The sequence below is a fragment of the Streptomyces sp. NPDC007896 genome (assembly GCF_042959425.1).
Classification (GTDB): Bacteria; Actinomycetota; Actinomycetes; order Streptomycetales; family Streptomycetaceae; genus Streptomyces.
Map to the genome: position 1 here is coordinate 178,715 of NZ_JBIBKX010000014.1, position 11,344 is coordinate 190,058.

Annotated in this window: 11 protein-coding genes; 6 read left to right on the forward strand and 5 right to left on the reverse strand. The window is 70.5% G+C overall.

Translation table 11 applies throughout. The annotated features are described in order from the left end of the window. Positions 1-34: 34 nt before the first annotated feature. Together ACFZDJ_RS37410 and ACFZDJ_RS37415 are read left to right on the forward strand one after the other, a co-directional pair. Positions 35-1,339: a histidine kinase gene (locus ACFZDJ_RS37410; RefSeq protein WP_391065690.1), complete on the forward strand. Its 1,305-nt coding sequence runs from the start codon at positions 35-37 to the stop codon at positions 1,337-1,339. After that, positions 1,308-1,979 (forward strand): response regulator, encoded by a 672-nt coding sequence (locus ACFZDJ_RS37415; protein WP_390933849.1) that lies wholly within the window; start codon positions 1,308-1,310, stop codon positions 1,977-1,979. Before ACFZDJ_RS37410 ends, ACFZDJ_RS37415 begins: the two co-directional genes overlap by 32 nt. 80 nt (positions 1,980-2,059) lie before the next feature. Here ACFZDJ_RS37415 and ACFZDJ_RS37420 read toward each other — a convergent pair whose 3' ends face one another. Next, positions 2,060-2,674, reverse strand: a complete 615-nt coding sequence (locus ACFZDJ_RS37420) for a TetR family transcriptional regulator (RefSeq protein ID WP_391065693.1) — start codon at positions 2,672-2,674, stop codon at positions 2,060-2,062. 234 nt (positions 2,675-2,908) lie between these two features. On the opposite strand from ACFZDJ_RS37420, the gene ACFZDJ_RS37425 reads away from it, so the two are divergent. Both ACFZDJ_RS37425 and ACFZDJ_RS37430 read left to right on the forward strand, forming a co-directional pair. Continuing rightward, entirely contained in the window at positions 2,909-3,679 is a 771-nt protein-coding gene (locus ACFZDJ_RS37425) for an SDR family oxidoreductase (protein ID WP_391065696.1), read from the forward strand. Between the two features lie 335 nt (positions 3,680-4,014). Further along, a complete protein-coding gene (locus ACFZDJ_RS37430; protein ID WP_390933969.1) occupies positions 4,015-4,203 on the forward strand; it encodes a DUF6215 domain-containing protein in 189 nt (62 codons plus the stop codon). Positions 4,204-4,379: 176 nt separating this feature from the next. Here the strand turns inward: ACFZDJ_RS37430 and ACFZDJ_RS37435 are convergent, their stop codons facing one another. After that, a complete protein-coding gene (locus ACFZDJ_RS37435) occupies positions 4,380-5,276 on the reverse strand; it encodes an RNA polymerase sigma-70 factor (RefSeq protein WP_391065699.1) in 897 nt (298 codons plus the stop codon). A 213-nt stretch (positions 5,277-5,489) separates the two neighbouring features. Further along, complete coding sequence (locus ACFZDJ_RS37440) at positions 5,490-6,689, reverse strand: FAD-dependent oxidoreductase (RefSeq protein WP_391065702.1); 1,200 nt, start codon at positions 6,687-6,689, stop codon at positions 5,490-5,492. A gap of 194 nt (positions 6,690-6,883) precedes the next feature. On the opposite strand from ACFZDJ_RS37440, the gene ACFZDJ_RS37445 reads away from it, so the two are divergent. Then, a complete protein-coding gene (locus tag ACFZDJ_RS37445) occupies positions 6,884-7,714 on the forward strand; it encodes a M55 family metallopeptidase (RefSeq protein ID WP_390933844.1) in 831 nt (276 codons plus the stop codon). A 43-nt stretch (positions 7,715-7,757) separates the two neighbouring features. Here the strand turns inward: ACFZDJ_RS37445 and ACFZDJ_RS37450 are convergent, their stop codons facing one another. Then, a complete protein-coding gene (locus ACFZDJ_RS37450; protein WP_391065705.1) occupies positions 7,758-8,717 on the reverse strand; it encodes an alpha/beta hydrolase family protein in 960 nt (319 codons plus the stop codon). A 445-nt stretch (positions 8,718-9,162) separates the two neighbouring features. Here ACFZDJ_RS37450 and ACFZDJ_RS37455 point away from each other — a divergent pair, with 445 nt between their 5' ends. Further along, positions 9,163-10,113: an alpha/beta hydrolase fold domain-containing protein gene (locus tag ACFZDJ_RS37455; protein WP_390933841.1), complete on the forward strand. Its 951-nt coding sequence runs from the start codon at positions 9,163-9,165 to the stop codon at positions 10,111-10,113. Positions 10,114-10,249: 136 nt separating this feature from the next. Here the strand turns inward: ACFZDJ_RS37455 and ACFZDJ_RS37460 are convergent, their stop codons facing one another. Continuing rightward, positions 10,250-11,329, reverse strand: a complete 1,080-nt coding sequence (locus ACFZDJ_RS37460) for an Ldh family oxidoreductase (protein ID WP_391065708.1) — start codon at positions 11,327-11,329, stop codon at positions 10,250-10,252. Between the last annotated feature and the right edge of the window lie 15 nt (positions 11,330-11,344).

Genomic DNA, 11,344 nt, shown 5'->3' on the forward strand with positions numbered 1-11,344 from the left:
CAGCGCACCGGGTGAGCCGTCTAACGTGGGGCGCATGGACCTGATGGACTCGTTCGCCGGGCGCCGTGTGCCCCCGGCCGTCACCGACGCGGGTCTGGCCCTGCTACTGATCGCCGGATGCGCGGCCACGCCGCTGGCGATCCCGCCCGGCGGGCCAGAACTGCGGTCGCCGGACGCCTGGTTCGTGGTGCTCGTGCTGGTGTCCGCGCTGCCGCTCGCCGTCCACCGACGGTTTCCGCTGTCCGCGCTGCTGGTGATGTCGGCGGCGGCCGCCGCGCTGCAGGGCCTCCACTACATCCCGCAGCTCTCCGGGCCCCAGGGCACCTCCATCGGACCGACCTACGTGGGCGTGGCCATGGGCGTGTTCCTCACCGCCGTACGGTCCACTCCCCGTACGGCGACCTTGGTCGTGGCGTTGCTCATCCCGGCCGCGGCCGTCACCGAGTCGCTGCTCGCGCCGGCCGGGCACCGTGTCACGACCCTCCTGACCGAGACGGTGCTGCTGGTCGCCGCGTGGGCGCTGGGCCGGCTCTCCAGGGCGCGCGCCGCCATCCAGAACCAGGCGTTGGAACGGGCCACGGCGATCGAACGCGAACAGGTCGCCACCGCACGCGCCGCCGTGATGGAGGAACGGGCCCGGATCGCTCGCGAGTTGCACGACATCGTCGCCCACAACGTCAGTCTCATGGTCGTGCAGACCATCGCCGCCGACCGGGTCCAGGACCGCGACAGAGCCAAGGCCCACGAACTGCACGGCACCATCGAGGAGACGGGACGGGCCACCGTCACCGAGCTACGCCGGCTCCTTGACGTGCTGCGGACCGACGAGGAGGCGCAGAGCGACCCGAACAAGGAACCGCCCCAGCCCACCATCGACGCGCTGCCGGCGCTCGTGGAGTCGGTGCGCGCCGCCGGTCTCCAGGTCGAGTTCGATACCAGGGGAACCCCCGCCGAGCTCCCGGCCGGTTCACAACTCGCCGTCTACCGCGTCGTACAGGAAGCCCTCACCAACACCCTCAAGCATGCCGGTCACACGCACACCGCGCTGACCGTCGCCTGGGAGCCGGAGCGGCACCGGCTCACCCTGCGGCTCTGCGACGACGGGCCGCGGCAGGGCGGTGAGACATCGCGACCGCCCACCCCGGTGAGGGGTTCCGGTCACGGTCTGGTCGGTATGCGGGAGCGGATCGGCGCCGTGGGCGGCTCCCTGCATACCGGCAACCGACCGGGCGGCGGTTACTGCGTCCACGCGGTCGTCCCGCTCCCCTCCCCCGAACCCGACCCCCAGCACGAAGGGCACTCCCCGCATGCGATCCATCCGCGTCCTGCTGGTCGATGACCAGCCCATGATCCGGACGGGATTCCGGCTCATCCTCGAGGCCGAACCGGACATCGTCGTCGTCGGCGAGGCGGCGGACGGCGCGGCCGCCGTCGAGAGCGCCGAGGCCCTCACCCCGGACGTCGTCCTGATGGACATCCGGATGCCGCACATGGACGGTGTGGAGGCCACCCGCCGGATCGTGCGGGCGGGTTCGCCCAGCCGGATCGTCATCCTCACCACCTTCGACCTGGACGCGCACGTCGTGGACGCCCTGCGCGCCGGGGCCAGTGGTTTCCTGGTCAAGGACGGTCCCGCCGACTCCCTGGTGGGCGCCATCCGTACGGTGGCCGACGGTGAGGCCGTGCTCTCCCCGCGCGTCACCCACCGGCTGCTGGACCGCTTCGCCCACCTCGCCGCGCCCACGACGCCGACCGTGCCGACGAAGCTCGACGCCCTGACCGGGCGCGAACTCGACGTGCTGCGCGCCCTCACCCGCGGTCTGTCCAACGCGGAGATCGCGCTCGAACTCGGCGTGGGCGAGACCACGGTCAAGACGCACGTCGCCCACATCCTGGAGAAGTGCCGGCTGCGCGACCGCGTCCAGGCCGTGATCCTGGCGTACGACTGCGGCCTGGTCGTCCCGCGCGGAACGTCCTGACGGGGTCCACGTGGGGCGGGCGCCTGGCCGGCACACGGCACGCCGGTGATCACCGATCGCGGACACGGGGAGCGCCGCGGTCAGGGTGTGCTGTCCCGGTCCGCCGTCACGCGCAGGTACTCGATACCGGTGTCGAGCGCGGCCTTCAGATGGGTCGACTCGCCCGTGGACATCATCACCGACACACCTCCCTGGACTCCGGCCAGCAGTGCGGCGGCCGTCGTGTCGACGTCGAGGGTGGGCGACACCAGGCCACGCGCTCGGAGCGCGCGCATGCCCTGGGCGAGTTGCTCCTGCCACTGACGCATCAGCTCGGACACGATGGCCCGTGCGCCCGGCCGGGCTCGTCCGACCTGGAGGAACAGGGACCCCAACGGGCACTGATCACCCTGGCGTTCATAGCGCTCCACGACCGCGTCCCGCCACTGGTACCAGGACTCCCAGGAGTCCAGACGTCCCAGATGCGGCTGCTGGTCCTCCAGGACGCGGTCCGCCTCGAACTGCGCCACCGCCAGCAGCAGCTCGTCCTTGCCTTCGGGGAAATAGTGAAAGAGCTGGCTCTTGCTCGTGCCGGTCCGGGCGCGGATGTCGTCGAGCGTGGTGAAGGCGACACCTCTTTCGCGGAGCACCTCGGCGGCACCCTCGATGATGCGGGCCCGCGTGGCCCGGCCTTTCGCGGTCGGCGCGTGCGACATGGCGCGCTCCCTCCATCCCTGGACCGGCGTGCTGGACCGACGCACCGGACTGACTTACTGGACCGACTTACTGGACTGAAGGGTCCATTTTACGTGCTCCAGGGGCCCCGGACTGGACTTGCTGGTCCATTTTTGCCGATGCACAGTGGATCGCGCGGTTCAGCCCACCGGTGGACCGCCGTACGGAGCCGGTCGGGCTTCCCGGCCGCGGAGAGCGGGACGAGGGACCACATCATGGGTGAACGACTGCACAACAAGACCGCGCTCGTCACGGGATCGACGAGCAACATCGGGCGGGCGATCGCCGAGGCGTTCGCCGCCGAGGGGGCCCATGTCATCGTGTCGGGCCGCGATCGGGAGCGGGCGGCCCGGGTCGTCGAGGGCATCCACGCCGCCGGCGGGCGGGCCGATTTCCTCGTGGCGGATCTCGACGGCAGCGCCGCGGCCTCCCGGGACCTGGCCGAGCGGGCCCGTAGGTCCCTGGGCGGACACATCGACATCCTGGTCAACAACGCCGGCATCTACCCGGGCGCCGTGACCACCGCCACGGACGAGGAGACCTTCGACCGGGTCTACGCGGTGAACGTCAAGGCACCGTTCTTCCTGACCGCCGCCGTCGCACCGGACATGGCGAAGGCCGGCGGCGGCAGCATCATCAATCTCGGGTCATGGGTCGCGCGCCTGGGTATTCCGGTCGGCGCGCTCTACAGCTCCTCCAAGGGGGCCATGGAGACCCTCACCCGGGCGTGGGCCGCGGAGTTCGGACCGCTGGGAGTACGGGTGAACGCCATCTCACCGGGCGTGATCCTCCCCCGCACCGTGGAAGGGAGCGAACCGCACCCCGGCGAGATCATGATGAAGGGGACCCCGGCCGGCGAGGTCGGCAGCCCGGACGCCATCGCGCGCGCCGCCGTCTGGCTCGCCGGTGACGAGGCCTCCTTCGTCCACGGATCGGTGGTGGACGTCGACGGCGGCCGCGTGGGTGCCGCCGTCATCGCCGCGTGAGTCACCGCACGCCGATTCCTGTCACCCCACGGCAAGGAGGCGATCCATTCGAAGAGGGTCCTCGCGAAGTCCTGGTCGAGGACGGTCCCGACATATGTCCACGGCTGCGACGCACGAGGCTGAACACGCGCTTCAGCTCAGGGCATTGGTCAATGGCGCACTACCGCTCGCGGTGGGGAAACGCACGCTTTGTCGGGCGCTGACCCACAAGGCGGGGGATATGACCGAGGATTTCGCCGAAGCCAAGAAGGGCCCGAGCGCATGGGCCCAGGCCATCGCGGCGGTGGTGGTGGTCGGTGGACTGGGGGCCGGACTGTTGGTAGAACCGTTCGGACCTGTCGACGCTCCTCGGAACCCCGGCAGAGCAGGCGGAGACGGCCGGAGGCAACGAGAGCTCGGTCAAGCTCGCCGGCGGCACCGAGATCGCCCTCTGGCTCCAGGACTCCGTCGTGCCCGACGACGCGGCTCTGCTCAGCGTCGCCGAGAAGGTACTGCCCACGATCCCGGGCTGGGTCAGCGGCTGATCCGGCCCGGTCCCGCTCGCCGATCGTGCTCGCGGTGCGGGACCGGTGCGTCGTCGATGTCCTGGTGCACGCGCATCCGCTCCGCCGCACCGCGTCACCGGCCCGCGGCGACGACCTCGGTGGAGGCCCCACCGAGGACTCGGACTCCCGACCCCGCACCGGGTGTTCACCGGTATTCATCGCAGGGTGAGCGGGGTCTCGGCTGCGACGCGGGTCAGTTTCTCCGGGTTGCGGACGTAGTACAGGCCGGTGATACGGGCGTCTTCGACACGGATCGCCATGATGCCGTCGACCTCGCCGTCCAGGCGTAGGACGAGTGCCGGGTTGCCGTTGACCACGGTGGGGTCAATGGTGAGCGTGCCTTCGGTCTTGCCGGTCCCACCGACGATGAAGCGGACCACCTTCTCGGCGCCGCAGATAGGCCGCAGCGCGGCCTGCTTGACGCCGCCGCCATCGCTCACCAGGACGACCTCGGGGGCGAGCACGTCCAGGAGGCCCTGCAGGTCCCTGGATTCGAACGCACGCTGGAACGACTCCAGAGCCGCCCGGATCCTGCCCGGGGAGACCACTTCGCGAGGACGGCGGGCATCGACGTGCCGGCGTGCGCGATGCGCGATCTGGCGGACGGCCGCGGGTGTCTTGTCGACGGCGGCCGCGATCTCGTCGTAGCTGACGTCGAAGGCCTCGCGCAGCACGAAGACCGCGCGCTCGGTCGGCGACAGTGTCTCGAGGACGAGCATCATCGCCATCGACACACTCTCGGCGAGTTCGACGTCCTCGGCCACGTCCGGCGCGGTGAGCAGCGGTTCCGGCAGCCAGGGGCCGACATACACCTCCTTGCGGCGACTCATTGTGCGCAGCCGGTTGAGCGACTGTCGGGTCGTGATCCGGACCAGGTAGGCGCGCGGGTCGCGTACCTGCCCCAAGTCGACCTTGACCCAACGCAGCCAGGTTTCCTGGAGGACGTCTTCGGCGTCGGCGGCCGATCCGAGCATCTCGTACGCCACGGTGAAGAGCAGGTTGCGGTGGGCGACGAACGTCTCGGTCGCCGTGTTGGTGACGTGGTCGCTCATATGTCGGCCCCTCTCCTTCGTGGCCGACCCCGGTCGCCGAAGTCCTTCAAGCGTGCATTCACAGCAAGATCCTTCTCATGAGTAATCGTCCATACCCCTGGATCTGTTGAGTTGTGATCAGGCGGCTTGGGGCCGGGGCGTTCGACGAGCGTCGCCGCACGACACGCGGTCCAGATCCGTTGACGCTCGACCGGGCCGGCCATGAGTGGCTCGCTAGGCTGCCCGTTCGGCGGTGGTCCGCGCCTCGCCACGCCTGGTCTGCAGCAGTTGGCGGCGCTTGGCGTCCTTGGTCCACCAGCTGCGCGAGCCGGGCTTGCGTGCCTCGTACGCCAGTTGCCAGGGGATGCCCTTGCAGATGAGTTCCTTGATCTTCGCGCCCGGACGGCCGCCGAGGTAGAAGCTCTTCGCGGTGTCGTCCCTGCCGGTGAGCTGAAGGACGCCGGCGCGACGGCCCAGACTGATGCACTGGCTGACGAACCCCACGTCGATGGGCGCGGGCTGCTCACCCGCGAGCCGGCTGAGCACTGTCTCGGCGGCCTGCGGGCCCAGCTGAACCGCGGCCTGGCAGCTCATCCGGAACGGCAGGTCCGACGGTGCCGCCGAGTCCCCGGCCGCGACGATGCGCACGTCGTCCACGCTCGTCAAGGTCTCGTCCGTGAGCAGGCGGCCCAAGGCGTCGGTGCTCAGTCCGCTGCGCGCGGCCAGGTCCGGCACACCGAATCCGGCGGCCCAGATGGTCACCTCGCTCGGCAGCTCGCGGCCGCCACGCAGCCGTACGGCATCGCGAGTCACCGCCGTCACCTTCGCGTCGGGGCCTTCGAGCACGGTCACACCGAGTCCGGCCAGCCGCTTGGCGACCGAGCGTCGGCCCCGAGGGTGCAGGGAAGGGCCGAGCACCCCGCCGCAGACCAGGGTCACGGTGTGGCCCTCCTCCGCCAGCTCGGCGGCGGTCTCGATACCGGTCGCGCCGGCGCCGACGACGGTCACCGTGGCCGTTGCGGTCGCGGCGTCGACGACCGTCCGCAGCCGCTGCGCCTCCTCCAGGCAGGCGATCGGGTAGGCGAACTCGGCCGCCCCGGGTACCTGTGGGTCGGCGCTGCCACTGCCCACCGCGTAGACCAGGTAGCCGTAACCGACCGTGGCGCCGGTCGCCAACGTCACGCTGCGCCCGGCCGCGTCGATCCGGGTCACGGTGTCGACCACCAGCCGGACACGCTCGCCCAGAACCTTGCGGTAGTCCACGACCGCGTCGTCGGACCCGCCCACCAGTTGGTGCAGACGGATCCGTTCGACGAAGGTCCGGCGCGGGTTGATCAGAGTCACTGTCACGTCGTCGCGCTGCGTCAGGCGATTGGCCGCCATGACGCCGGCGTATCCGCCGCCGATCACGACCACATCGGTGTTCTCCATCATGGTGTCTCCTTCGTTTCCGGGGGCTCTGCCTCAAGACACCGCGGGATCGATCGCTGTGACAGCGTGTGAGGCAGGTCACTCCACAGGAACGTCCGCGCTTTCCTTCACACCGTGACGCAGGCCATCGCGCCCGGCGGAACCGAAGGAGGAGTGGCAGTCGTCTCCTAAGCGATCAAGCTTGAGGAGTTTGCGCAGTGCGGATCTATATCAGCGTGGACATGGAGGGCGTCACGGGGCTCGTCGACGCCGACGATGTGCAGCCCGGCGGCCGGGACTACGAGCGCGGACGGTTGATGATGGCGGAGGACGTCAACGCCGCGATCCGGGGTGCCCTCGCGGCCGGCGCCACCGACATCACTGTCAACGATGCTCACGGACCGATGCGCAACATCCTTCCCGAGGCCCTGCACCCGGCGGCCCGCCTCATCCGCGGCAAGCCCAAGCACATGCTCATGCTCGAAGGCCTCGCGCCCGAGCACGATGCCATGGTCTGCGTCGGCTACCACTCGAAGGCCGGCGCACTCGGGGTGCTGAGCCACAGTTTTATGGGCCACGAGATCGAAGACATGTGGCTGGACGGCCGGCCGGTGGGCGAGATCGGCCTGGCCCACGCCACCGCGGCGGCCATCGGCGTTCCGGTGGCGGTCCTCACCGGTGACGACTGCGCCTGCGCGGAGATGGCCGAATGGGACGCCTCTGTCACCACCGTGGCCGTGAAGAACGCGCGGGACAGATTCACGGCGGATCTGCGGCCCGCCGAGGAGGCACGTTCGGCGATCGAGGAGGCGGTTGCCGCCAGTCTCTCCGCACAACGACCGGCCACAGTGGCCCCATCGGGCCCGTCCACGCTCGCCGTCCGCTGGCAGTCGGCTTCAGTGGCCTCCACCCTCCTGGGAATTCCAGGGGTCACCTCGACGGACACGCGGACCGTCCGGGCGCAGGGCACTCTGCCCAGCCTCTACCGGCTGTTCGGAGTGTGGATGCGAGTAGCCGCTTCCCTCACCAACCAGCCACCGTACTGCTGACCCTTGGTGGCCGCCCGGGACCGCCTCGCACCCTTTACTTGGATTACTTGGATTCGACTCGTCCGAGCGGGTTGGGGTCGGCCCTCAGCGCGTCACGCGCCGCCTGCCAAGCGGAATCCCCGGGGTAGAGCTCGGTGCGGAGGTAGGCCCAGGTGAGCCGCTGGACCACGGACACTCGCTCGGGGTTCTCGTCCGTGGTCTCGGCGACGTCGTATCCGGAGACCCCGCCGAGCCCGTGCTCCGCGTCGAACAGGGTGAGCAGGGTCTTGCGGCCCGGGGAGAGGAAGTACGGATCGGCGTGCCAGTCCGGGCCCCGAACCGTCAGGTGGTCGGAGGCGTCCTTGTCGCCGGCGACCACGAGCGTGGGCGTCGTCATCTCGGAGAAGTCCGTGGTCAAGAAGAATGAATAGTTCTCGGCCACGAACTCGGTGACGGCATCGCCGCCTCTGCCGGGCGCGGCAAGCAGTACGCCGGCCTTGATTCGGGGCTCGGCCAGGGTCACTTCCGTTCCGTCGTCCGGATCGGTGAGCCGGGCGCCGAGCAGCAGGCTCGCGGTGTGCCCGCCCATCGAGTGCCCGGCCACGGCGACCTTGCTGTGGTCCAGGCGCCCGAGGAGCTGCGGGACGGCGGCCTCGATCACGTCGAGTCGGTCGAGGATGCGCTTCATGTCCTCGGCCCGTGATCGCCAGTGCAGAGGCGCCCCGGGCGTACCGGGATCCAGGCTCAGCGTCCTTGAGCTCAGATGGGTGGGCTGGATCACGACGAAGCCGTGCGCCGCCCAGAAGTTGGCGAGGGGGGCGTAGCCGTTCAGCGAGGAGAGGTGGTTCGAGAAGCCCTGGCCGTGCGAGAGGAGGATCACCGGCAGGTCGCTCCCGGTCACGGGCGCGGAGACGCGCACCTCCAGGTCCACGGCTCGGCCGGGAGCCGGCAGCGCCACGGGACTGACCGAGAGGACTGGAGTGGACGGAGTGAAGGTGTGGGGCGGGTAGGTCGATTCACTCATGATGCGTTTTTCCCTTCGATGACCTCTGCTGCCGGTCTCGTTCGGTTGACGGCCGGTAAGGCGGTCAGGCCCGGTCAGCGGCGTCCGTCTTCGGCTCCGCATTAAACGGAGCGTTGTTCCGATTAACATACGGAGCAACGTTCCGTTTTGTCAACGGCTGCCGGTCGGAGGTGACTGCGACCACCGCCGATACCGACGAGGGAGGGCGACGCAGTTCCCGGCGCCGGAAGGTTCGCGTGGCGAGTGGTGACCAACTGGTCGACGCTGCGCGAGAAGGCCGACCTGACGGTTCAGACCGCGAGGAGCACATCGGCAGGTGCCGATCCGGACCGGTTCAGGCAACCCTTGCGAGCACCCAAGAAGGCGCGGGTGTCCGTGTTAGCATCACCCCACCAATTGCCAGGAATCCTGTTGATTGGCGACACGGCTCGACGATCGGAACCGTATGTCTCTCCTTGCCCGGCCCGGAGTGGCCTCCTTCGCCGCCAAGTCGATACAGCGCCTCGCCGTGGCGGCCGACCGGCGCCCGAGCGGCCGCGGTTCGGCGGCCGCTTCACACGGCCGCTTCCCCGAGTTCCCTCGCTCCGTACGCGAGTTGACGGTCCCGACCTCGGTCGCACCGGCCCGGGTCGTGGTGTACCTGCCGACGTCCGAGGGTCCGCCGCCGCCGGTTCACGTCAACTTCCACGGTGGCGGGTACGTGATGCCGCTGACGGAGATCGACGATCCGCTCTGCCGTTTCCTCGCCGCCGAGGCGGGGGTGGCCGTGGTCAACGTCGACTACGTCGTGGCCCCGCAACACCCGTTCCCCGCCCCGCCCCGGCAGGCCTTCGAGGTCGTCCGGTGGATCGCCGAGCACGGCAGCGGGCACGGCTGGGACGGCAGCCGCCTGTCCGTGGGGGGACAGAGCGCCGGAGGCGGTCTCGCCGCGGCCGTCGCACGCCAGGCACTCGAGGAGGGCGGGCCCGGTATCGCCCTGCAGGTCCTGCACTACCCGCCGTTGGACCTCGCGACGAGCGCCCGGGACAAGCGCGCCGCCATCGCCAAGCCGGTGCTGCGCCCCTGGATGGGAGAGATCTTCGACAGCTCGTACGTCCCGGACCCGCGCGAGCGCGCCGACCGGCTGGTGTCCCCCGCCGGCGTGGCCGACACCGCCGACCTCAAGGGCATCGCCCCGGCTCTGGTCGTCACGGCGGAGTACGACCTCCTCAAGGCGGAAGGCGTGCGCTACGCCGAGCGTCTTCGGCGGGCGGGCGCCCTCGTCGAGCACCACGACGTGCTCGGGGTCGATCACGGGTACGACGGCAAGGACGACAAGAAGGCCCTGGAGACCTACGCCGTGATCGCCCGTCATGTGCGGCGGGCCCTCAACCCCGAGGCACCCGAGGCCGGTTGAGCCGTACGGCACGCCGGGTGAGCAAGGCGGCTCGGAGGCGGTCGAGCGGGCGGGGCCCAGGGCGGACGAGGCGCCCGCCGCACGCCGGACGCCCCGACCACCCGCTCCTCCATCCCCCTCTCCATGGAGGTGACTGTCAGCCCTGCGAGCGGGCCTCGGGTGGCGTGATGCCCAACTCGGCCGCGTTCTCCGTCAGTTCACGCCACACCTTCGCCGTCACGGGTACCCCCTTCTCGGCACGCCGCACACTCACGGCGGCACTGCGCTCACCGGGGTAGAACACCCCCTCGACACCGTCCGCTGCGGCCAGGCCCTTGAGCGTGCCGAGGGTGGCGTCGACGGCCGCTGTGAAGTCGTCCGCGTCACCGAAGGCCGCCGGGTCGATGGCGATGATCAGGGCGTTCTGGCGGTGCCCCCGGCCCTGGGGATCGTCCGAGTGGAAGGCGGCGAAGATCGGCGCTCCTACGAGCACGCTGGTGAGCAGTTCGAACGCCAGCGACATGCCGGACCCCTTGGCGCCGCCCAGCGGCAGCGGCATGACCGCCTTCTCCGGGTCGGTGGTGGGGGTGCCGTCCGCAGTGGCGGCGGCCCCCTCCGGCAGCGGGGTGCCGCTCGTCCTGGCCTGGCGGATCTTCCCCAGGGCGATCGTGGCGGTGGCCATGTCCAGCAGGAGCGGTGCGTGGCTCGCGGCGGGTACGGCGATGGCGAGCGGACTGGTGGCCACGGCCGCGCCCTTGGCCCCGGTGTAGCCCATGTTGGGCATCCCGGCGACGAAGGCGAGCCCGACCAGGCCCTGTTCGGCGATCCTCGACACGTAGTAGCCGATGGCACCGGTGTGGACGGTCCGGCGCACCCCCACGGCCGCGACACCCCCGGCCCTGGCCCGGGTCACCGCCTCCTCGGCGGCAGCGGTGAGAGCCACCGGGCCGGGCGCCCGATCGGCGTCGAGGACGGCGACCGCCGACGTACTGGACTCGAACGTCATCTCGGGCGTGGCGTTGGCCACCCCCTTGGCGAGCAGCTCCAGATAGGCGGGGACCCGCGCGGTGCCGTGGGAGTCGACGCCGCGCAGCGCGGCCCAGACGAACACGTCGGCGGTGGTGCGGGCGTGCTCGGGGCCGAGTCCGCCCTTCTCCAGGAGGGCGGCGGCGAAGGCGCGCAGGTCATCGGCCGGGACAAGGACCTTGCCCGGCTTGGGCGTTGGGGTGTCGGTCATGGTGGCGGGGGCCTC

Bases quoted from the DNA above. Each gene is read 5' to 3' on its own strand.
- ACFZDJ_RS37460 (WP_391065708.1), bottom strand. From the start codon at position 11,329: ATGACCGACACCCCAACGCCCAAGCCGGGCAAGGTCCTTGTCCCGGCC.
- ACFZDJ_RS37435 (WP_391065699.1), bottom strand. From the start codon at position 5,276: ATGAGCGACCACGTCACCAACACGGCGACCGAGACGTTCGTCGCCCAC.
- ACFZDJ_RS37410 (WP_391065690.1), top strand. From the start codon at position 35: ATGGACCTGATGGACTCGTTCGCCGGGCGCCGTGTGCCCCCGGCCGTC.
- ACFZDJ_RS37415 (WP_390933849.1), top strand. From the start codon at position 1,308: ATGCGATCCATCCGCGTCCTGCTGGTCGATGACCAGCCCATGATCCGG.
- ACFZDJ_RS37440 (WP_391065702.1), bottom strand. From the start codon at position 6,689: ATGATGGAGAACACCGATGTGGTCGTGATCGGCGGCGGATACGCCGGC.
- ACFZDJ_RS37420 (WP_391065693.1), bottom strand. From the start codon at position 2,674: ATGTCGCACGCGCCGACCGCGAAAGGCCGGGCCACGCGGGCCCGCATC.
- ACFZDJ_RS37450 (WP_391065705.1), bottom strand. From the start codon at position 8,717: ATGAGTGAATCGACCTACCCGCCCCACACCTTCACTCCGTCCACTCCA.
- ACFZDJ_RS37455 (WP_390933841.1), top strand. From the start codon at position 9,163: ATGTCTCTCCTTGCCCGGCCCGGAGTGGCCTCCTTCGCCGCCAAGTCG.
- ACFZDJ_RS37425 (WP_391065696.1), top strand. From the start codon at position 2,909: ATGGGTGAACGACTGCACAACAAGACCGCGCTCGTCACGGGATCGACG.